22 protein-coding genes and 1 pseudogene are annotated in these 20459 nt (G+C 67.9%); 3 read left to right on the top strand and 20 right to left on the bottom strand.

Features of this window, described 5'->3' with window-relative positions; all coding sequences use genetic code 11:
• Positions 1–16: 16 nt before the first annotated feature.
• The 6 genes from proB to KUL97_RS04865 all read right to left on the bottom strand — a co-directional run bounded on the left by proB (position 17) and on the right by KUL97_RS04865 (position 5003).
• The gene (gene proB, locus KUL97_RS04890) at positions 17–1093 is read right to left on the bottom strand and encodes a glutamate 5-kinase (RefSeq protein WP_217795838.1); all 1077 of its coding nucleotides are present in this window, start codon (positions 1091–1093) and stop codon (positions 17–19) included.
• Between the two features lie 36 nt (positions 1094–1129).
• Complete coding sequence (locus KUL97_RS04885; protein ID WP_217795837.1) at positions 1130–1651, bottom strand: YqeG family HAD IIIA-type phosphatase; 522 nt, start codon at positions 1649–1651, stop codon at positions 1130–1132.
• A 17-nt stretch (positions 1652–1668) separates the two neighbouring features.
• The gene (locus KUL97_RS04880; protein WP_217795836.1) at positions 1669–2238 is read right to left on the bottom strand and encodes a DUF3727 domain-containing protein; all 570 of its coding nucleotides are present in this window, start codon (positions 2236–2238) and stop codon (positions 1669–1671) included.
• 24 nt (positions 2239–2262) lie between these two features.
• Entirely contained in the window at positions 2263–2742 is a 480-nt protein-coding gene (ruvX, locus tag KUL97_RS04875; RefSeq protein ID WP_217795835.1) for a Holliday junction resolvase RuvX, read from the bottom strand.
• The gene (locus tag KUL97_RS04870) at positions 2739–3743 is read right to left on the bottom strand and encodes a hypothetical protein (protein ID WP_217795834.1); all 1005 of its coding nucleotides are present in this window, start codon (positions 3741–3743) and stop codon (positions 2739–2741) included. The genes ruvX and KUL97_RS04870 overlap by 4 nt, the downstream gene beginning before the upstream one ends.
• A gap of 81 nt (positions 3744–3824) precedes the next feature.
• Positions 3825–5003 (bottom strand): F420-0:Gamma-glutamyl ligase, encoded by a 1179-nt coding sequence (locus KUL97_RS04865; RefSeq protein WP_254896188.1) that lies wholly within the window; start codon positions 5001–5003, stop codon positions 3825–3827.
• An 86-nt stretch (positions 5004–5089) separates the two neighbouring features.
• On the opposite strand from KUL97_RS04865, the gene KUL97_RS04860 reads away from it, so the two are divergent.
• Positions 5090–6496: a PhoH family protein gene (locus KUL97_RS04860; RefSeq protein ID WP_217795833.1), complete on the top strand. Its 1407-nt coding sequence runs from the start codon at positions 5090–5092 to the stop codon at positions 6494–6496.
• 13 nt (positions 6497–6509) lie between these two features.
• Here KUL97_RS04860 and glnT read toward each other — a convergent pair whose 3' ends face one another.
• From glnT to KUL97_RS04815, 10 genes and pseudogenes are all read right to left on the bottom strand, one after another.
• Entirely contained in the window at positions 6510–7805 is a 1296-nt protein-coding gene (gene glnT / locus KUL97_RS04855; RefSeq protein WP_217796041.1) for a type III glutamate--ammonia ligase, read from the bottom strand.
• 53 nt (positions 7806–7858) lie between these two features.
• Positions 7859–8848: an alpha/beta fold hydrolase gene (locus tag KUL97_RS04850; protein WP_217795832.1), complete on the bottom strand. Its 990-nt coding sequence runs from the start codon at positions 8846–8848 to the stop codon at positions 7859–7861.
• Positions 8845–9762: a fatty acid desaturase gene (locus KUL97_RS04845; protein ID WP_217795831.1), complete on the bottom strand. Its 918-nt coding sequence runs from the start codon at positions 9760–9762 to the stop codon at positions 8845–8847. The genes KUL97_RS04850 and KUL97_RS04845 overlap by 4 nt, the downstream gene beginning before the upstream one ends.
• An 80-nt stretch (positions 9763–9842) precedes the next feature.
• On the bottom strand, positions 9843–11219 hold the full coding sequence (gene fumC, locus KUL97_RS04840; protein WP_217795830.1) for a class II fumarate hydratase: 1377 nt from the start codon (positions 11217–11219) through the stop codon (positions 9843–9845).
• A gap of 18 nt (positions 11220–11237) precedes the next feature.
• Positions 11238–11807, bottom strand: a complete 570-nt coding sequence (locus tag KUL97_RS04835; protein WP_217795829.1) for a thylakoid membrane photosystem I accumulation factor — start codon at positions 11805–11807, stop codon at positions 11238–11240.
• A gap of 41 nt (positions 11808–11848) precedes the next feature.
• The gene (locus tag KUL97_RS04830) at positions 11849–13456 is read right to left on the bottom strand and encodes a DUF3685 domain-containing protein (protein WP_368656089.1); all 1608 of its coding nucleotides are present in this window, start codon (positions 13454–13456) and stop codon (positions 11849–11851) included.
• Between the two features lie 59 nt (positions 13457–13515).
• Positions 13516–13875 carry a Fur family transcriptional regulator gene (locus KUL97_RS04825; protein ID WP_217796040.1) on the bottom strand — a complete coding sequence of 120 codons (360 nt, stop codon included), beginning with the start codon at positions 13873–13875 and terminating at the stop codon, positions 13516–13518.
• Between the two features lie 103 nt (positions 13876–13978).
• Entirely contained in the window at positions 13979–14752 is a 774-nt protein-coding gene (gene hisA / locus KUL97_RS04820; protein WP_254896239.1) for a 1-(5-phosphoribosyl)-5-[(5-phosphoribosylamino)methylideneamino]imidazole-4-carboxamide isomerase, read from the bottom strand.
• Positions 14753–14785: 33 nt separating this feature from the next.
• Positions 14786–14974 (bottom strand): annotated as a pseudogene (locus KUL97_RS13720) (TIGR02450 family Trp-rich protein); the annotation flags it as partial.
• Positions 14971–15660, bottom strand: coding sequence for a Coq4 family protein (locus KUL97_RS04815; RefSeq protein ID WP_217795826.1), 690 nt, complete (start codon positions 15658–15660; stop codon positions 14971–14973). The pseudogene KUL97_RS13720 and the gene KUL97_RS04815, both read right to left, overlap by 4 nt.
• 73 nt (positions 15661–15733) lie before the next feature.
• On the opposite strand from KUL97_RS04815, the gene KUL97_RS04810 reads away from it, so the two are divergent.
• Positions 15734–16651, top strand: coding sequence for an NAD-dependent epimerase/dehydratase family protein (locus tag KUL97_RS04810; RefSeq protein ID WP_217796039.1), 918 nt, complete (start codon positions 15734–15736; stop codon positions 16649–16651).
• A 6-nt stretch (positions 16652–16657) separates the two neighbouring features.
• Here KUL97_RS04810 and KUL97_RS04805 read toward each other — a convergent pair whose 3' ends face one another.
• Positions 16658–17188, bottom strand: coding sequence for a CDP-alcohol phosphatidyltransferase family protein (locus KUL97_RS04805; protein ID WP_217795825.1), 531 nt, complete (start codon positions 17186–17188; stop codon positions 16658–16660).
• Positions 17189–17222: 34 nt separating this feature from the next.
• On the opposite strand from KUL97_RS04805, the gene KUL97_RS04800 reads away from it, so the two are divergent.
• Entirely contained in the window at positions 17223–17687 is a 465-nt protein-coding gene (locus KUL97_RS04800; protein WP_217795824.1) for a CBS domain-containing protein, read from the top strand.
• On the opposite strand, the gene KUL97_RS04795 is transcribed toward KUL97_RS04800, so the two are convergent.
• The 3 genes from KUL97_RS04795 to KUL97_RS04785 all read right to left on the bottom strand — a co-directional run bounded on the left by KUL97_RS04795 (position 17684) and on the right by KUL97_RS04785 (position 20404).
• On the bottom strand, positions 17684–19039 hold the full coding sequence (locus tag KUL97_RS04795; RefSeq protein ID WP_368656104.1) for a hypothetical protein: 1356 nt from the start codon (positions 19037–19039) through the stop codon (positions 17684–17686). The genes KUL97_RS04800 and KUL97_RS04795 overlap by 4 nt on opposite strands.
• 130 nt (positions 19040–19169) lie before the next feature.
• Complete coding sequence (gene pdeM, locus KUL97_RS04790; protein WP_368656088.1) at positions 19170–19829, bottom strand: ligase-associated DNA damage response endonuclease PdeM; 660 nt, start codon at positions 19827–19829, stop codon at positions 19170–19172.
• Complete coding sequence (locus KUL97_RS04785; RefSeq protein ID WP_217795822.1) at positions 19826–20404, bottom strand: glutathione S-transferase family protein; 579 nt, start codon at positions 20402–20404, stop codon at positions 19826–19828. The genes pdeM and KUL97_RS04785 overlap by 4 nt, the downstream gene beginning before the upstream one ends.
• Positions 20405–20459 lie beyond the last annotated feature (55 nt).

Below are 20459 nucleotides of genomic sequence, written 5' to 3'. Positions count from 1 at the left end.
CTGCCGCCCGGGCAGATCAGGTGTTGTTCGCTCCGGGGGTGATCACCAATTGATCGCGATGCACCACCAGCCCGCGCTGGCCTTTGCGCTGTTGCAGCTCGTCGCTGTCCATCTCGCTCAGGCCGCGCGCTAGTTCCCGGCCATCCAGGCTCAGCAGCCGCACCGCATCGCGGCGCTGGAAGTCGCCCGCCACTGCGCGCACGCCAACCGCAAGCAGAGAGGCCCCCTGCTCCAGCAAGGCCCTCTCGGCGCCGGCATCCACGGTGACGCTGCCTTTGGGGAGCAGAGCGTGGGCCAGCCAACCCTTGCGGTCGCTCAGGGGGGTGTCGCTGGGGCGGAACAGGGTGCCGCGGGGTTCACCGGCCAGCAGAGCGTTCAGCACGGCTGGATCGCGGCCATCGGCCAGGCGCACCTGGATGCCGCTGGCGGTGGCGATGCGGGCGGCGGCGAGTTTGGTGGTCATGCCGCCGGTGCCCCAGCGCCCGCCTCCCTTGGCCACGCCGCTCAGCGCTTCCAACTCGGCCAGGTTGTTCACCTCTGGAATCGGGCGGGCGTTGGCATCGCTGCGGGGGTCGCCGGAATAGAGGCTGTCGATATCGGTGAGCAGCACCAGCTCATCGGCCTGCACCGCCACCGCCACCAGGGCGGAGAGGGTGTCGTTGTCGCCGAAGCGCAGCTCGTCGGTGGCGAGGGTGTCGTTTTCGTTGATCACCGGCGTCACGCCCCAGGCCAGCAACTGCTCGAGGGTGCGGCAGGCGTTCTGGTAGCGGCGACGGGAGGCCAGATCCCCGCGGGTGAGTAGCACCTGGGCCACGCAGCGGCCGTGGCGGGCGAAGGCTTGGTCATAGAGGGTCATCAAACGGCCCTGGCCCACAGCTGCGGCTGCCTGAAGACCCTCCAGCTCCGTGGGGCGTTCCTCACGGTCGAGGGCGGTGCAGCCCAGGCCCACGGCCCCGCTGGTGACCAGCACCACCGGCTCCTGCCGCTCCCAAAGGCTGCACAGGCTGGCGGCTAGATCGCCGATCACCGCATCGGTGCTGCGGCCGCCGGCACCACGCAGCACGCTGGTGCCCACCTTGATCACGCGGCGCATCGTTATCTCCGTCCCGTCATCAGCAGCGGCCCATCTTCAGCGCAGCGGCGCTCCGGCCAGCCGGGCCAGCTTCACCTCCAGCCGTTGCCAGTGGTCGTGCGGGCAGGGTTCGCCCTGGGGGTTCACCGGCTTCACCAGAACCGTGTAGAGGCCGAGGCGATTGCCGGCCAGAACGTCGGTGAACACCCGATCCCCCACGATTGCCACCTGGGCATGGGGCAGATCCAGCTGCTCCAGCACCCGCCGCAATGGCCCCCGCCGCGGTTTGCCAGCGCTGGTGGTGTAGTCGACGCCCAGCTGAGCGGCCACGGCGCCAATGCGGCTGCGGGAGGGGTTGTTGCTGAACAGGTGCAGGGGCAGCGTCTGCTGCGCGCGGCGCAACCAGGCCTCCACCGCCGGGGGCAGATCGTTGCCCCGGCGCGGCAGCAGGGTGCGATCCACATCCAGCACCAGGGCGCGGATGCCCTGGGCCAGCAGCTGATGCAACGGCAGCTCCGCCAGGGTGCCGGGGGCCACCAGGTTGGGCTGCAGCAGCTCGGGCAGAGACAGGTTGCTCACGGTGGGAGGGGTTGGGATCAGCCTTCGCCGAGCTCGCGCTCGTCGAGTTCGGCCTCGATGCGGGGCTGGATCCGCTCGAACTCTTCGCCTTCCACCAGCCGGCCTTCGCCGTTCTCCATGCGGGCCACCACGAAGAAGGGATCGAGGGGGATGAACAGGCCGTATTCCTCGCCTTCAGCGCGGAACTGAATCAGCATTTCGTAGAGATCGCTCTCCTCGTCGTCGTCGCCCTCTTCGATCTCGTCGTCGAGGTCTTCGGGGTCGGGCTCGTCCAGCTCACCGCTCACGGTGAGGGTCACAGCCGAGCGCACCAGGGTGAGGTCGTGCTCTTGGAGCACCACATCCGCAACAGAGAGGATCGGCTCAGCGCCGCTGAGCTCATCGATCACCTCGTCGTCGCTGTCGTCGTCGTCCGCGATCTTCACCAGGCACACCGGGGTGTCCACCGGGGTGAGCAGGGCGTAGTCGTTGCCATCGAGCGGGATCAGCTGTTCGAGGAAGCAGAGCAGCTGACGCCCGTCGCTGTCGCGCACCAGCACGGTGGGCACATCGCCGGCACCGTTGGTGCTGGGACCGTCTGAGCTCATGGGTGAGGGGAGGCCTTGTTGTCCTCAGGATGCCTGGGCGCCGGCCCCGGAGCCAACGCCAGGGGCCTGCGCGGCCACCGGCGCCGGTTCAGGGCCCTCCTGCAGCCACTGCTCCAGCAGCAGCGCTGCGGCGGCACTGTCGAGGGCGCCGCTGCGATCGCCGTGCAGCCCATGGCGTTCGGCGGCGGCCCAGCTGCTGGCGAATTCATTCACCAGGGCCAGCGGTAGCTCGAGATGGCGGGCCAGCCGCTCGCCGTAACGGCGGCAGTGCTCGGCCTGTTCGGTGGGTTGCTGCTGGGCATCGAGGGGTAAACCCACCACCAGCGCCGTGATGCGCCGCTGGGCTACCAGGCTGCGCAGATGGTCGAGGTCGGCTGGGTAGCGGCCACGCCGCAGGGCGGGCAGGGGCGTCACCGTGAGCCCTAGGGCATCACAGCCGGCCAGCCCGATGCGTTTCCGGCCCACATCGAGGGCCAGCACAGAGCGCGGCGCCGGCCGACTCAAGGCCGACCCAGGGGGGTGGGAATGGGCCGCTGGCCGGGTTGCAGCCGGCCGAGCACCGCTTCCAGCCGCTGGGCCACCTGGGTGCTGGCCTGGGGAGCATGGCGGCGCCAGACGCTGCGAGCCATCACCACCTCCTCACCTTCGGGCGCCATGCCAAGGCTCTGCAGCCAGCTGCTGCGCTCGGAATCGAGCACATCGCTGCGCACCAGCACTTCATCGGCCCCGGCCGCGCCGCGCTCCAGCAGCAGCTGCAGCGGGGCACCAAGCAGGTGTTGCCAGCCGGGGTGCACGCTCAGCTCCAGTTCAGGCAGGCCCCGGTTGCCGGGGCGCAGGCGCCGGGCTCCGGCCACGGCCTGCTGGCGGCTGCAGTCGAACAGCATCAGGCTTGGTTGCTCGCTCTGGTCGAGCAGATCCTCCACGCGGCGATCGAGCAGCTGGCGTAGCTGGGCCGGCAGCGCCGCCTGCTCCAGCTGCCACATGGCAGCAGCGGTGCGGCGATTGAGCGGGCGCAATTGCAGATCGCTGGGCAAGACCCGCTCCTGGGGCGATGCCGAAGGCTCCCAACGCCAAAGGGTTTCGCGGCGCAGGGGCTGGAAGCCCTGCTGCCGCAGCAGGGCCAGCCGATCGCTGTCGGTGGTGGCGGCTGTGGCGATCCAGCTGGCGGCCCCGCGGCTGCGCTGAATGGCTTCACGAATCAGCGCGGCTTCGATCGCCATGCGACCGGCTTCACCGGCCGCGAGGCTGGCTTCGCTGCTGCGCAGCTGGAGCAGTTGCCAGCAGCTGCCGCTGCGGTTGAGGCGCTGGCTGAGCAGCAAACCCAGCGGGTGTTGTGGTTCCCGGTAGGCCAGCAGCACCTCGGGCACTAGCGGTGGCCGGGCGGTGAGGCTGTTGAGCAGGCGATCGGGCCCCTGCAGCAACACCGCGCGCTGCAGCAGGGGCAGGAGGTCGGCGAAGCAGCGATCCTGCAGGAGCGGCAAGTGCCAGCCGCGCAGCGCAACCACGTGCAGGCACGGGGCCTGAGCGGGTCGCTGGGCAGAAGCAGCTGAAGACACGGCTCTGGCCTGATCGGGCCTGAACCCATGTTATGGGCGCACCAGCACCAGGGGTGTGCGCTCATTGGCATTGCCGGCGGGGTTGGGCTTGAGCGCTCGCATCAGCAGTGCTTCATCGCAGCCCGGGCTGGAGGCCAGCACCTTCACCCGCCCGAGGTCGTTCACATCCACCACGGCCACGGCCACGCCCAGTTCAGCCGCCAGTTGGCGGCAGACCGCCGCACTGTCGGCAGGGCCGAGCACGATCGTTTGGTCGTAAGGGGGCGTGGTGCCGGTCACATCGTCGATCAGACGGGCCTGTTCGCCGGCCAGGCGATAGAACCAGCCTTTGGAGCCCACGAGCTTGAGGGCCGTTCCCAGCAGCCAGGCGCAGAGCACGCGAGCGGGGCCCACGTTGTCGATGAGGGTTTGCAGGCCGCAGGCGGTGGCCAGAGAGCTGGTGGGGTGGAACACCCGGCAGAGCAGCCGAGCCAGGCTCGAGGGCTGCAGGTTGGCGGGGTGGTTGTAGCGGCCCTGCATCACCGCGAGCGGGGTTTCGCCGATGGTGAGCACATCGCCGGGTTGGAACACGGCGCCGGCGTAGTGGCGCAGCACCTCAGCGGGATCGTCGAGGGTCCCGAGCAAATGGGTGCGGATCGGCAACACCGAGCAGCGATCTCCCTGGCGCCAGTTGGCAGAGTCCGGCTGAGCGGCTGCCGGGCGACGCAGCGGGATCAGCACGCCATCGCGCTTCTGGAGCCGGCCGAAGGGGCCGTAGTTGGTCCAAAGGATCTCCAGCCAGAGGGTGTCCACCAGCTTGCGCAGATCACAGCCAGCGGGGCCGCTGATGCTGATGCGCACCTCGGCCTGGGTGGTTTTGTGGCCCTTCACGATGTAGGCGAACCAGTAGCCATCCGGCCTGGCTTCCTCATCCGGGTGCTGCGGGTTGAGGCTGGTGCTCACCTTCACGTCGGCCAGATCGGCGCGGCCCAGCAGGGTGGGTTTGAGCTCGATCTCCGGCACAAACACCTCCATGCGCGCATGGGGATTGCGGATCGCGATCGTGCCTTTCACGTCGAGGCGCTCGTCGCCCTTGCGCTTCACGCTCCAATTGGCGCTGCTCAGCTGCAGGGGCGAGGCCGGCCGCAACCGATGGCGAGCTTCAAGCCACAGCAGCGCCAGCCCGAAGACCAGGGCGGCGATCAACAACACAGCCAACAGTGCAGACAACGCCAGTGCTTTGAGTTCTGCGGGAGCGTAGGGCTTGCAGCCGAAAAAGCCGCTTAGCGTGCGGGCATCTCCATGGGAGGGCCGTGATGCGCAAGACCTTCGTTCTCGATACGAATGTGTTGCTCCACGACCCGCAGGCGCTCACCCGCTTCGAAGACAACGCGGTGGTGATCCCGATCGAGGTGGTGGAGGAGATCGATCGCTTCAAGCGTGATCCTTCGGAGAAGGGCCGCAATGCCCGCCAGATCTCTCGGCTGCTGGATGCGTTGCGGGAGAAGGGCAACCTGGCCGATGGCGTGCCAATCGACGATGCCAGCGGCGGCACCCTGCAGGTGGTGTTCTGCCGCAGTGAAACCCTGGCGCAGCTTCCGCCTGAGCTCAAGGGCGGCAACGGCGACAACAACATCCTGGCGGTGGCGCTGGAGCAGCTGCGCTCCGGCCTGATCAGCGATCAGCCGCCGGTGGTGCTGGTGACCAAAGACACCAACCTGCGCATCAAGGCCGATGCGGTGGGCCTCACGGCGCAGGACTACACCACCGACAAGGTCGACATCGCCGACCTCTATCCCGGGGTGTGTGAGCTGATGGCCAGCGCTTCGGCGATGGAGCAGCTCAAGGGTGATGGCGGGTTGGCCCTGGCTGAGTTGCCGTCCGCTGCGGGCGCCAAGCTTCAAGCCAACGAGGGCGTCACCCTCGTGGATCAGGCCCAGCCCAATCACACCCTGCTGGCCCGTTATGAGGCGGGAAGTGGTCGCCTGCTTCCCCTGCAACGGGCCGGCAAGGTGCGGCTCGGCAAGGTGAGCGCCCGCAACCGCGAGCAAACCTTCGCCCTGGATCTGCTTCTCGATCCTTCGGTGCAGCTGCTCACGCTCGTGGGTAAGGCCGGCACTGGCAAAACCCTTCTGGCCCTGGCGGCCGGCCTGCACCAGGTGGCCGATGAGCATCTCTATGAGCGGCTGCTGGTCACGCGCCCGGTGATTTCCCTGGGCAAGGAGATCGGCTTTCTGCCCGGAAGCCTCGAGGAAAAGATGGGCCCCTGGATGCAGCCGATCATCGACAACCTTGATTTCCTGCTGGGCGGCGCCGACGCCGACGACGGCCGCTCACCGCGCCCCAGCGGCGGCAGCAATCGCCCCGGAGCGCAGCGCGGCAACCGCAGCAACTGGACCGACCTCAAGGGCATGGGCCTGCTGGAGGTGGAGGCGATCAGCTACATCCGCGGCCGCTCGATTCCGCGGCAATTCATGGTGGTGGATGAGGCCCAGAACCTCACGCCCCATGAGGTGAAAACGATCGTGACCCGCGTGGGCGAGGGCACCAAGATCGTGTTCACCGGCGACCCGTATCAGATCGATAACCCCTATGTGGATGCCGAGAGCAACGGCCTCACCTGGCTGGTGGAGCGCTTCAAGGGGCAACGCCTCGCCGGCCACGTCACCCTGATCCGCGGCGAGCGCAGCGAACTGGCGGAGCTGGCGGCCAATCTGCTCTGAGGGGCGCCTTGGCTTAGCAGTCGAGGCAGGAGCGGCGTTCGGTGTCGCTGATGTCGCCGCGCTCCCGTTGCCATTGGCGCCGCCGTAGCCGCTCATAGGCCTGGCAAAACTCTTCGCCCAGTGCCGCTCGCAGGTGGCTGTCGGCGCTGAAGGCATCCAGCGCCTCACCCAGATCGGCGGGTAGCCGCTGGCATTGCCCTGGCGTGAGCGGGTTGGCGTAGTTGTCATTCTCGCGCCGCTGCCCCGGGTTGAGCTGCCGCTCCAGCCCATCGAGGCCAGCCGCCAGCACGGCGGCCTGCAGCAAGTAGGGGTGAGTGGAGCCGTCCGGCAGGCGCAACTCGAGGCGTTGCCCATCGGGGATGCGCACCATGTGGGTGCGGTTGTTGCCGGTGTAGCTGATGCCGCCTGGGCTCCAGGTGGCGCCGGAGGTGGTGGGCGGTGCGGCGAGGCGCCGGTAGCTGTTCACCGTGGGGTTGGTGATGGCGCACAGCGCCGGGGCATGCTCGATCAGCCCGCCCAGGAAGTGGTAAGCGATTGAGGAGAGGCCGAGCTCACCCTCGGGGTCGTGGAACAGATTGCGCCCGGCCATCGCTGTGCCGGTGCTGCCCCAGAGGGAGAGATGGGTGTGGCAGCCGTTGCCGGTGAGGGCGGCGAAGGGTTTGGCCATGAAGCTGGCCCTCAGGTCTTGTTGCTCGGCCATGGCCTTCACCATCACCTTGAAGAAGGCGTGGCGATCGGCGGTGGTGAGGGCTTCAGCGAAGGTCCAGTTGATTTCGAACTGGCCGTTGGCATCCTCGTGGTCAGCTTGGTAGGGACCCCAACCCAGCTGTTCCATCGCGGTGAGCAGGGGCCCGATCAACCCGAACTGGCGCATCAGCGCCAGTTGGTCGTAGCAGGGTTTTTCCTGGTGGTCGGCCGTGTCGGCGATGGCGGAGCCATCGGGGCTGAGCAGGAAGAACTCCGCCTCCACGCCGCTGCGCAGTTCGTAGCCAAGTGCCGCTGCCCGTTGCTGTTGCCGGCGCAGCAATCGGCGCGGGCATTGCGCCATCGGTTCGCCATTGAGCGTGAGTTCGGCGGCTACCCAGCCCACGCCCGGTTGCCAGGGCAGTGGGGTGAGGCTGCTGGCATCGGGAATCGCCATTACATCCCCATCGGCGGGCGAGAGGTCGAGCCAGGCGGCAAAGCCGGCAAAGCCAGCTCCATCGCTCGCCATGGTTGCCGCCGCAGCCGCAGGAACCAACTTGGCCCGCTGCATCCCGAAGAGATCGGTGAATGACACCAGCAGGAATTGCAGCTCGAGCTCCTGCATCCGCGTGATCAGGGTTGGGGACGTGGTGCTCATGCCGGTCTGGGGAAGGGGAATCAGAGGGTGATGGGTTGGGCGAGCAGGTCAGCCACGATGCGCTGCAGCTGCTGTTGCTCGGCCGCGCTGCTGTGGGGGTTGCCGGCGCGATGCCCCAGTTCGGACTGGATCAGGTGCCACTTCGCCCCGGGAATCGCTGCGGCGTCGGCCGCCAGATCGTCTGGGGTGAAGTAGAGGTCGTGGCTGCCGGCCACCACCGCCGTGCGGGCGCGGATCGCCGCGAGGGTGGAGTGGAGATCTGCGCCGGCTGCCACGTCGTGGGCGAGCCAGGTGTCGAGCATGGCGATCAGGTCGCGCGGATCATGGCGCTGGTAGTGGGGTAACCACTGCTGTTCCACGTGGTGCTCCACCGGCTCCTGCACGCCGCGGAAGAACGGCTGACTCGCCGCCCAACTGGCATAGATCAGCGCGTAGGTGCGCAGACCCTGCTCCGGAGGGGATGAGAAGCCAGCGCCCGTCCAGTGGGCATCGGCGGTGAGCGCTTGGCGAAGGCTCAGACAGAACAGGCGGTTGTGAGGGGAGGTGCGCGCGGTGCCGCAAACGCAGCAGATGCGCTCCACCCACTCGGGCTGATCCACCGCCCATTGGTAGGCCTGCTGCGCTCCCATCGACCAGCCGTAGATCAGGGCGAGCCGATCCACCCCTAACGCCTCCTCGAGTAGGTGGCGTTGCGCGGCGACGTTGTCGCGATGGGTGACCACCCAGCCCTGCTCCGCCAGGCCCATGGCTCCGTGGCTGGGGCTGCTGGAGGCGCCGTTGCCGAACTGCCCGGCGATCACGATGCAATAGCGATCGGAATCGAGCACGGGGCCAGCCAGCCAGGCGAGATCGCCGGGCCGGGCGCCGTAGGAGCTGGGCACCAGGATCAGGTTGGAGCCATCGGCATTGAGCTCGCCGATCTTCAGGTAGGTGATCTGGGCATCCGGGATGGTGTGGCCGCAGCCCAGCGGCCAATCCCCAAGCGGGTGCTGCCGCAGTTCGCCTCTCATGCGGCCAGGGCCGCCAGGTTGCGTTGCAGGCCGCGATGCACGTTCAGATAGCCCTGATCGAGATGGTGCAAGGCGGGAGCCACGTAGCGGTGGGCTTCGGGCAGGGCGTGGAAGGGAATCGAGGCGTAGAGATGGTGCTCGGCATGGAACGGCATGTTCCACATCAGCCAGCGCAGCGGCTGCAGCGTCAGCGTGGTGCGGGTGTTGCGGGTGCCGTCATCGCTGAAGCTGCAGCCGCCGTGCTCCGCCAGCAGCACGAAGCGCAGCAGGGGCTGTCCCACCGCCAGGGGCAGCAGCCAGGCCCACACCAACAGCCCATTGGCGGCGGGAAACGAGGCCAGCAGCAGCACGGCATACACGCCGAACTGCAGACGCACCGATCGGGTCACCTGGGCGGCGGCTTCCTCCGGGATGTAGGGGCAGCCGCTGAAATCTCCCCGCAACGCCCGGGTATGGCCCCGCAACTTGCCGATCCACCAGGTCACTCCGCTGAGCTCCAGGAGATAGGCGGCAGGGGTGGTGGGCGCCGGATCCTCCAGTTCTGGATCGAGCCCGGGCTGATGGGTGTAGCGGTGGTGCCACTGGTGGTAGCGGCGATAGAAATCGGCGTTGTAGAAGCTCAACACCCCGGCCCACCAAGCCACCGTGTCGTTGAGGCGACGGTTGGCGAAGGCGGTGCGGTGACCGCACTCGTGCATCGCGCAAAAGCAGAAGGCCAGGCCAGCTCCCAGCAACACCAGCGCCACCAGCCGCAGAGGGAGCGGCAGGTCGCTGCGTAGCCAAACCGACGCGGCTACGGCGATGAATGCCGCATGGGCGAGGCTCTGGCGCCAGCCGGGGGCGTCTGATCGTTCGTTGAGGCTGCGCAGAGCGTCGGGTGGAATCAGCGCAGGGCTGAGTGGGTTGGCGGCCATCGCTGGATGGAACGAGCGAGCGCACTGTCTGTCAGCGCCCACACCGCTGGCCGTTCAGCCTGAACAGCCCACCGAACGGTTCACACCATCCGCTCGGGCTTCACCCACTGATCAAACTCCTCGCCGCTGATTTCGCCCAGCACCAGGGCGGCTTCGCGCAGGCTGAGGCCGTGTTTGTGGGCATGTTTGGCGATGCCGCTGGCGCGGTCGTAGCCGATGGCGGGGGTGAGCGCTGTGACCAGCATCAGGCTCTGATTGAGCAGCCGCTCGATTCGCTTCTCATTGGCCCGCAGGCCTTCGATGCAGTGCTCGCGGAAGCTGGTGCAGGCACCGGCCAGCAGGTCGATGCTCTCGAGCACGTTGTGGGCGATCAGGGGCTTGAACACATTCAGCTCGAAGTTGCCCTGGCTGGCCGCCATCTGCACGGCGGTGTTGTTGCCCATCACCTGCACGGCCACCATCGTGAGGCTTTCGCACTGGGTGGGGTTCACCTTGCCCGGCATGATCGAGCTGCCGGGTTCGTTTTCCGGAAGCACCAGCTCCCCGAGGCCGCAGCGGGGGCCGCTGCCGAGCCAGCGGATGTCGTTGGCGATCTTCATCAGCGATCCCGCCAGCACCGTGAGGGCGCCGTGGGCTGAGGCCAGGGCCTCGTGGCCGGCCAGGGCCTGAAATTTGTTGGGAGCGCTGCTGAAGGCCGTGCCCAGCCGTTCGCTCAAGCGCGCCGCCACCGCTTCGCCGAAGCCATTCGGGGCATTGAGCCCGGTGCCCACGGCGGTGCCGCCGATGGCGAGCTCGCGCACCCGGGGCAGGCTGTGGCGAATCGCCTCGAGCGCCAGCTGCAGCTGGGCCACGTAGCCGCCAAACTCCTGGCCCAGGCTCAAGGGCACCGCATCCTGCAGATGGGTGCGGCCGATTTTCACCAGGTTCGCGTAGCTGGTGGCCTTGGCCTGCAGCGCAGCGGCCAGCTGCTCCACCGCCGGTAGCAGTTGCTGCTCGAGATCGAGCACCACCGCCACGTGCATCGCCGCCGGGAAGGTGTCGTTGCTCGATTGGCTGAGGTTTACATGGTCGTTGGGATGCACGGGGCTTTTGCTGCCGAGCACCCCGCCCAGGGCTTCCACCGCCCGATTGGCGATCACCTCGTTGGCGTTCATGTTGCTCTGGGTGCCCGAGCCCGTTTGCCACACCTTCAGCGGGAACTCCGCATCCAGTTCACCGCGGGCCACCTGTTCGGCCGCCGCCACGATCGCGCCGCAGAGACCGGCATCGAGCTTGCCCAGATCGCGATTGGCTTCCGCGCAGGCCGCCTTCAGCTGCCCGAAGGCATGCACGATCGCCAGCGGCATGCGCTGGCCAAAGGGGAAGTTGCTGATCGAGCGCTGGGTCTGGGCGCCCCAGTAGTGCTCGGAGGGCACCGCGATGGCGCCCATGCTGTCGGTTTCCTGGCGGGTGTTCATCGGCTCTGGGCTTGCTGATCAGCTGGAGGGAACGATTTCGCTGTTGAGCTCGTTCACATCGCGGCTCAGGCTCAGCTTCACGTCGCCCTGGGGCTTGAGGCCGGTCACCTCGGTGAGGGCAGCATTGATGGCATCGATGCTCACCGGGCCGGTTTCATCCAGCACCGCCTTGCCATCGGTGTTGAACACCACCACCTGCGGGATCACACCCTTCCAGTAGCTGGCGGGATCGGTGGGACCGTGGGTCTCGCGGTTCTGCAGCGGATCGGTGGAGAGCAGGATCAGCTCGGCGCTGCGGCCCCAAAGGCGCTGCAGCTCGTTGAACACCACGGCGTACTGCTTGCTGGCGGCGCTGTCGTCGAGGAAGAAGCCCAGCACGATCGGCCGGTGCTCAGCCATGGCATCCGCCAGGGTGCTGCGGGGCGGCACCAGGGAGCCGTTGCCGGCATAGAGGGCGTAGATGTTGCCGTCGTAGCTGTTGGTGTCGCGGGCGGCGTGGGCCGCACCAGGAGCCAGTCCGAGCGCGAGCAGAGCGGAGAGGACCAGGGCTGCCAGGGGTTTCAGCAACCGGGCCAGGTGGCCGGGCATCAAGACGACAAGAAGGCTGCGGCCATTGTGGACTCCGGAGCTCAGCTCCGGCCCACGCTGCGGCCCATGCCCTGCAGGATTCCGCGGCCCACCAGGCCGATGGCGCGGCCGATCACTTGGGTGAGCACCACCACCAGAAGATCGCCGACCCGTCTCACAAAGCTCTGGAGCTGGGGTGCGAGCGCGTCGCGGGCCTCCAGGCTGAGGGTGATCAACTGTTGGCTCCAGCTGAGCTGGCGCAGCTCACCGTCGCGGGGTTCGGTGAGCAGCAGCGGGGTGATCGCTCCCTCTTGCATCCCAAACAGCAGGCGGCGGCTTTCGTAGAGCTGCACGGGCCGTTCAAACAGGTTGTCCCAGCGCTGCTGGGAGTTGAGTTGGTTGCGCAGCCGCTCAAGGTTGCGGGTAGCCAGCAGCTCGGGCCGGAGCAGGTAGCGGCGCAGTTCGGGCCAGGTGCTGCAGCAGCTCAGGATTTCGGCACTGATCAATTCCGCAGTCCGGATCAACCAGTTGCTGATCAGCAGTTCCAGATGCAGCAGCGCCTGGGGTTCATCCGGTGCCAACAGCCGGCCGTCCACCAGCAGCGGCTGGGCCTGCACCAGGGCCGCGAGCATCGGCAGCGCCAGAGGCAGATCGGGATCCAGACCGTCCAGCTGGCTGGCGCTGCTCAGGCTTTCGGCCACCGGCAGCAATCCACCCTGTTGGGGGAGCTGCACGTAGTCGCCGGCCATCGCCCGCAGCGATAGGCGGCGCAGCTCCGGCTGCTGTTGAAGCCAGCGCTTCTCGAGCTCTTCGCCCCGCAGCTGTTCATGGCGCAGACGGGTGATCAGCAGATCCAGCTGGCTGATCAGGGCCAGCAGCAGATCGCGGCGGTGCTCCTCGGTGAGGCCGTCGAGGGCCAACAGCTGGCCGCTGCGGTTGCTCAACTCGGCAGAGATAGCCGCGGTGATGCGTTGTTGGATCGCTTGCCACACCCCTTCGGCGGTGCGTTGTCGCACGGTGATCGCCAGGCTCTGGGGCGGCGCGGGGTGGGACGCACGTGGAGCCACCGGTTCCGGGAACGCCATGCTCACCGGCCCCCAGAGCCAGAGCAGGAGCCGGCGTGCCGCCGCAAGCTCCCTCAGCCGGCCTTGCAGCAGCAGCCGGCTCAGGCCCCCACCGCACTGCTCCAGCCAACGCTCGCAGCGGCGCTGTTCCGCCTGAATCTGGAGGAGGCCACTGCGCAGCAGCCACTGGCCGAAGCCAACGGGTTCGGCCTCAGGGGTGCTGGCCGCCAGGGGACGCAGTTCCACAACGCGGCCACCGTTCAACAGGGTGGCCACCGCTGCAGGGATCTCGCTGGGCTCGGCCTGCTGCAGCAATCCCTCCGTGCTGAGGCGCAGCAGCGCTTCGCTGGGATAAGGCGTTTGGCCTGGTAAGAGCAGCAACACAGGTGCCGGTTGCCAGCGCTCCTTCAACTGCTGCAGTTCGTGCTGGAGGCTGGCGAGGGGCAGGTCGCCGCCGCAGCTCCACACCACCAGCTGCACGGCGCCAACGGAGCCGGCGGGCTCGGTGCTGATGCGGTGTTCGCGCTCCAGCAGCCGCACCAAGCCCTCGCGCAGCAGCGGTTCGGCCAGGATCAGCAAGTGAGGTGCGGCCTTGGCCTCAGGCACGTGCGCCAGGTGATGCAATCTGGCGCGCACGTTAACGGCCTCGGCCAGAGATCTCCAGCTCAGCGGGGGCGGCCGCTCAAATGCAGGGTGTAGGTCTCGATGGAGAAGCCGGTGTGCTCCTCGATCTGGCGCAGCAGCTCCGGTGGCAGTTCCACATCGAGATCCTGAATGGCGCCGGTGTTGAGGCAGGTGAGGTGGCTGTGGGGATCGCTGCGGTAGCCATACAGCCGGCCGCTGGCGCGATCCAGGCACTCGATCACACCAGCGCTCTGCAGGGCCTCGAGGTTTTGATACACCGAGGTGTGGCCAATGTTGCGGCCCCGGGCATTGAGCTTCTCGAAGATGTCGCGGGCGCTCAGGTGATCTTTCACATCCCAGAGCAGCTCCAGCACCATGCGGCGCTGCCGCGAGAGCCGCATGCCCAGATCGCGGCAGCGCGCAATCGCCCCCTCAAGACCGCTATGGATCTGCTGCTCAGCGGTGTGAGGAAGGGATGTCGCCCCCAAAACAGGCGTGTGTGGCTTACACCGTTATAGAACCCGTAGGCGAAGTGAGTGCGTCTTGTAAGCGTTCCGGACCAATCGCTTGCAACGCCTCCGCCAGATCCACGGTGCCGTCGTAGAGGGCGCGGCCCACGATCACGCCTTCCACCCCAAGTGGTGCGATCGAGAGCAGCGAGAGGATGTCTTCGAGGGTGCCGATACCGCCCGAGGCGATCACCGGGATGCTGCTGGCCTCGGCCATGGCGCGCAGCGCCTCGAGGTTCGGGCCCGCCAGGGTGCCGTCGGTGGCGATATCGGTGCTGATGATCGCGGCGACGCCGCAGCCTTCGAAGCTCTTGGCCAGATCGGTGGCCTTCACGGTGCTGGTTTCGATCCAGCCGCGGGTGGCCACCAGGCCGTCTTTGGCATCAATGCCCACCACCACCTTGCCGGGATGGCGCGCGGCCAGCTCCTTCACCAGCTCGGGCTTCTCGATCGCCACGGTGCCGAGGATCACGCGATCGAGGCCGCAGGCCAGCAGCTCTTCAGCGCGCTCGGCGCTGCGCACGCCGCCGCCCAGCTGCACGGGGATGGAGAGGGCTGCGGTGATGGCCTTGACGGCCTGATCGTTGATCGGCTGGCCGGTTTTTGCGCCATCGAGGTCCACCAGGTGGAGCCGCTTGGCACCCTGGCGCTGCCAGTCGAGCGCCTGGGCCACCGGGTCGTCGTTGAAGCGGGTCACCTGGTCGTAGTCGCCCTGGTGCAGCCGCACGCAGTGGCCGTCGAGCAGGTCGATGGCGGGGATGATCTGCATGGCGGCCGGCCGGCGCAACGATTGCCAGCCAGGCTGCCAGAGGCCCCGATCCTTCAGCTGGCGCAGGGGCACCAGCAGCCGGCACTGGCGATCGAGCACGGCTTCCAGGCGAGCAGCCCGCTCGGCTCCTTTGCCTTGCTCTCCCAGCAGCTGGAAGTGGCGGTAGCCCTGGCTGAGGCCGAGGCTTGCGGGCTGGGCCGTCCAGCGCTGAGGCAGCTTCATGGCAGCTGGGCGGCCAGGCCGTAACTCTCCGCGTCGGCGGGATCGCTGATGCCCAGCTCCAGGCGCCATTGGCTCACCGGTTGTTCCCAGCCCTCCTCCCAGCGGGCGGCCGCCAGGCAGCTGGCCTGCCGCGCCATCGCATGGCCGTGGCTGATGGCGCGGCTGATCGCTTCAAAGCGCTCGATCTGGAAGCGGAAGCTGGCCAGCTGGCTGGCGCTGGTGAGCAGCACATAGGCCGGGAAGCCGATCTGGGCGGCGGTCACCGCCAGTACACCGCCTTCCCCCTGAGGTTCGGTACCGAAGCCGCACACCACGTGATGGATGTCGTGGGTGGTGGCGATGCGTTGCGTGAGCCACTGGGCCTCGGTGTCGGTGGGCCGCGGGCGGAAGAACTCCGGGTCGTAGCCGAGTTTGGTGATCAGGCGGGCGTAGCGCTCCCCGAGGCTGCCGGCGGGCAGCTGGCGCAGGCGTTCGATGTCGGGCTGCAGCGGGGGATAGCGGCTGTCCATTAGCTCGGCTCCGCCGGGCAGCGCTCGGAAACGGCGGATGCAGTCGGCCATCTGGGGGCTGTCGATGAAGCTGTCCACCAGGTCGGCCACGTTGCTCAGGTCACCGCCGCTGCGCCCGATCGCCGCCAGCAACTTGAGGTTGTTGAGCGAGCGCAGCACCTCTTGGAACCGTCCCATCCGGCCATCTGCCTGTTCCCCCCAGTGTGGGGCGGCAAGGCTTTGAATGGCCGCCTGTTTGATCAGCTCCGGCGTGAAGATCCTCGTGATGGGCGGCACCCGCTTTGTGGGCAAGCCCCTGGTGGCGCAGCTGCTCTCCGAGGGCCACGAACTCACTCTCTTCACCCGCGGTAAGAACCCTGTGCCCGCGGGTGTGGAGCACCTCTGCGGCGACCGCAGCACCGCTGAAGGCCTAGCGGCCCTGCAGGGCCGCAGCTTCGATGTGATCGTCGACAGCTCCGGCCGCACCCTCGACGACAGCCGCGCCGTGATCGAGTGCACCGGTGCTCCCAGCCACCGCTTCCTCTACGTGAGCTCCGCCGGCGTGTACGCCGACAGCGAGCTCTGGCCCCTCACTGAAGACTCCCCCACCGATCCCCAGAGCCGCCACAGCGGCAAGCTCGACACCGAGGCCTGGCTCACGGCCGAGAAGATCCCCTTCACCAGCTTCCGCCCCACCTACATCGTGGGTGCCGGCAACTACAACCCGGTGGAGAGCTGGTTCTTTGATCGGATCGTGCACGGCCGGCCGGTGCCGCTGCCTGGCGACGGCAGCACGATCACGCAGCTGGGCCACGTGAACGATCTGGCTGCGGCGATGGCCCTGAGCCTCGGTGTGGATGCCGCCGCCAACCGCATTTACAACTGCAGCAGCGTGCAGGGCATCACCTTCCGCGGCCTGGTGGCCGCTGCGGCCCGCGCCTGCGGCAAGGATCCGGCGTCGGTGGAGATCCGCAGCTTTGATCCCGCTGGGCTCGACAAAAAAGCGCGCAAAGCCTTCCCGCTGCGGATGGCCCATTTCCTCACCGATGTGACCCGCGTGCAGCGCGAGCTCGCCTGGACCCCGGCCTACAGCGTGGAGGCGGCGATGGCCGACAGCTACACCAACGACTACGCCAAGCGGATGCCCACCAGTCCTGATTTCAGCGGCGATGAGGCCCTGATTGGCTGAGGTTGTTCAGGCCTTGCGCACATAGCCCCAGGCGGAGCTGAGGGCCAGCAGCAGCGAGGGCCAGAACAGCCAGAAGCCAAGGCTGTGGAGCGCTTCGATCGTTGTGGCGGGCCCCCAGCCCTGGGGCCAGAGCAGCAACAACAGAGACGCGAATTGCAGGATCGTTTTGGCCTTGCCGCTCCAGGAGGCGGGGCCGCCGCTGCCCTGGCCGGCACGCCAGCCGGAGATCAGCAGCTCACGGGCCAACAGCAGCCAGATCGCCCACAGGGGCAGGCTGCCGCTAGCGCCCAGCCAGAGCAGCGGCGCCAGGATCAGGATCTTGTCGGTGAGGGGATCCAGGCGGGCCCCCCACACCGAACCGCCGCCGGCTCGCCGGGCCAGCCAGCCGTCGGCGGCATCGCTGAGGCCGCCCAGCAGCAACAGCCACCAGGCCAGGGCTGACTGGCCAATGCTCAGGGCAGCAATCAAGGGTAGGCCGATTGCGGCGCGGCCCACGGTGAGGCCATCCGCCAGGCGGCGGCACTGGACTGCGTTCATGGCGGGTCACAATGGCGCCAGTCCCGAGCCTGCCATGGTCGTTGAACGCCGCGTGTCCGAAGTGATGACCACGCCGGTGCGCAGTGTCTCCACCACCACACCGCTGCAGGAGGCGGTGAAGCTGATGAGCGAGCACCACATCAGTGGCCTGCCCGTGGTGGATGAGAGCGGCGCCCTGGTGGGTGAGCTCACCGAGCAGGACCTGATGGTGCGCGAGAGCGGCTTCGATGCCGGCCCGTACGTGCTGCTGCTCGATTCGGTGATCTATCTGCGCAACCCTCTCAACTGGGATAAGGAGGTGCATCAGGTGCTCGGCAGCACCGTGGGTGAACTGATGAGCAAGCACCCGCATCACTGCAGCCCCGATACCCAACTGCCGGCAGCGGCCCGTCAGCTTCACGACCGCAGCACCCAGCGCCTGTTCGTGCTCGATGCAGCCAACAAGCCCGTCGGTGTGCTCACCCGCGGGGATGTGGTGCGCGCCCTCGCCGGCGCCTAGGGCAGCGGTGGTGGCGCCGCTGGCGGCGGCATCAGCGGTGGAAGCAAGGGTGGGGGCGGCGGAGCCCCCTGCGGCATCGTCCCAGGCGGTTGATTCACCCCAGGGTTGAGCGCATCGGCCTGGGGCTGGGCGGGCACCAGCGCTGGATCAGCTGTGGTGGCGTCGGGATCGGCGGGAAGCTCCTGCCCGTCTTGCAGCAGCAGCGGCGGCGGCAGATCGGGTGCCAGAGGTGCGCCCTCATCGGCGCTAAGAGTTTCGGGATTGTTCTCCTGGAGCCGCAGCGCCATCGGATCGGCGGTGATCGGCGGTTCACGCAGCGGCGATTGCAGGCCGTCGCGCTTGGGTGAGCGCTGGCCTTTGGGCTCCCAGATCAAGCGGGCCAGGGGCTCCACGCCCTGTTCCATCACACGGTTGAATCCGGCCAGGGCGCGATCCAGGATCTGCGTTCCCAGCGATTGGCCGCACTCCAGCGGATTCCCGCAGCTCCGTTTGCGGCTTCGGCTCGCGATTGCCTCCATCAGGTTGCCCTGCAGGGGCGTGGCGCGCTGGCTGATGCGCAGCATGTAGGGCACGTGCACAAAGCTGGTGGCACCGCCGCTGATCCAGTTGGCGTCGTCCTCGGTGAAGCCCTTCACGCCGGGGATAATCAACCGGCTTTTGGAGGCATGGTCGGGCAGGTAAGCGGCCTGCAGGCCGCGCCGACGGGCCAGGGCCTTGGTTTGCTCCAGCGTGAGGCCGTCGCGGCTCATCAACACCTCCAGGCGCCCATCACGCCGCAGCCCCATCACCATGCGGATGCGGGGCAGGTAGTAACGGATCTGTTGGCCCATCGAGATGCTGTAAGCACCGCGATAGCTGGAGGGTGGTGGTTCGAGGTCGTTGTAGATGCTGTGCAGCCCGCCGATGAAGCTGTCGTAAACGGCGGCACGCTCCGGGGTGAGCTCGCCGTAGCCGAAGTCGACCTGGCCATCGCGGCGGATGCCGATGAAGGCGCGCTGGCGGGCAGCGGTGCGGTTGCGGCCCCGCCACACGCGTGCACCGAGCTTGATGTCGCCCAGCGGAACGGTGATCTCCTGGCCGTTGTCGTTGACGTGCCGCTCATACATCGGGCCCGACACGTAGGCCAGAGCAGCGCTGTCTTCAAAGGCGTCCTGCTCGCGGTCCCAGCCCTCGAGCAGGTCGAGTTGCACCTGGCGGGGATCGAAATCGAGGGCGTAAACCTCGTCGTTGGGGAGATAGCGAAACGCCTCGCCGCTGGCGGCGGGCACGCTGATCTCGGAGTTGTCCTGGGGTTCTGGCAGGGGCGGCGCGATCGCCACCAGAAACGCCAGGCCGGCCAGCGGCACGCCGATCGTGAGCCAGCGCTTGCGCTGCCACTGCGGCCGCGGGTCCTTGCGACGGGCGGCGGGAGGTGGCGGGGAAGCAGTGTCCAGGTGCGCAGGCCCGTTGCTGCAAATCTACGGGCCGTTGCCGGATCAGGCCTCAGGGCACCGCTAGCACCTGGGCATCGGCAATCACCCAGCGCTGATACGCCGGCGACACGGCATAGCCACCGGTGAGGGTTCCGAAGGCGGGCAACAGCAGCTGGCGCTGCTGGCGTTCCAGCGCGAAACAGGGCAAGCGCAGGCGATCACCCCCTTGGCCGAGCACGGCCACCGGATGCACGTGGCCGGCCACATTCAGCAGCCCGGGCTCTGGCCCTGTGCAGGGTTCGTGGCTCAACCAGAGTTCACCGCAGCGCCGCGGGGGCCCTGCGCTGAGCCCTTCCAGCCAGCTGCCCTGATCGTGGTTGCCGCCGATCAGCTCGAGCTGGCATCCAAGCAACTCGGGCAGTGCCTTGATCTTCTCGCGTAACTCCGCTGTGAGGCCCAGCCGGCTGTGGATCAGATCCCCCAGCACCACGATCCGCTGAGGCTGCAGCTGCGCGGCCAGATCGAGCAGCTGGTTGAGCGTGCTGAGGTCTCCATCGCTCGGTAGGGGGATGCCGCTGGCCTGAAAGCTCTCGGCTTTGCCCAGATGCAGATCCGCCACCAGCAGCAGACCGGTGGCGGCTTGCCATAACGCCCGCTGCGGCAACAGCTCCAGGCTGGTGCCCTGCCAGGTGAGGGCGGCGTGGCCGCTGGCGGGCGCGGCTTTGATCACCGCTGGCCCATCACCAACTGATACGCGGGCCGCTGCTGGGTGGCCGCGATCGTGGCCTGCACCTGAGGGAAGGGGCTCAGGTCGATCTGGGGGAAGAAGATCGGCAGGTAGGCGAGGTAGGCGTTCACGGCGCAGTCGGCCACGCTCCAGGCGGTGCCCATCAGCGGCCCCTCGCCGAGCTTGCGATCGAGCACCTCCATCAGCCGCGGGAATTCGCGCTCGCGGTTGGAGGGCACAAACAGCGCCGTGGCCAGGGTGGCGTTGGCGAACAGCACCCACTGCTGCGCTAGCCCCCGCTCGGCCGCCGTTTGACATTCGCCGCCGTAGCGCTCTGCCAGATACAGAAGGATGGCGCCGCTTTCAAACAGTTGCAGGCGGCTGCCCGGCAAAGCCGGATCCTCATCCACCAAGGCCGGCACCTTGCCGAAGGGGTTGATCGCCTTGAACGCGTCCTGCCGGTGCTCGCCAGCTTCCATGTCGAGCAGCTGCCAGGTGTAAGGGATGCCCTTCTCCTCCATGTACCAGCGGGGCATGGAGGCCCGGCTGCGGGCGCCGCCGTAGAGGGTGAGGGCCATTGGAGCGAGCGTGGGGAAGCGGGCTGCTCAGTATCGGGCTGCGTGGGGGCGGCTG

The sequence above is a fragment of the Synechococcus sp. HK05 genome (assembly GCF_019104765.1).
Taxonomy (GTDB): Bacteria; Cyanobacteriota; Cyanobacteriia; order PCC-6307; family Cyanobiaceae; genus Vulcanococcus.
Note: the sequence above shows the minus strand (reverse complement) of the source record. Positions and strands in the feature narration are given on the sequence as shown.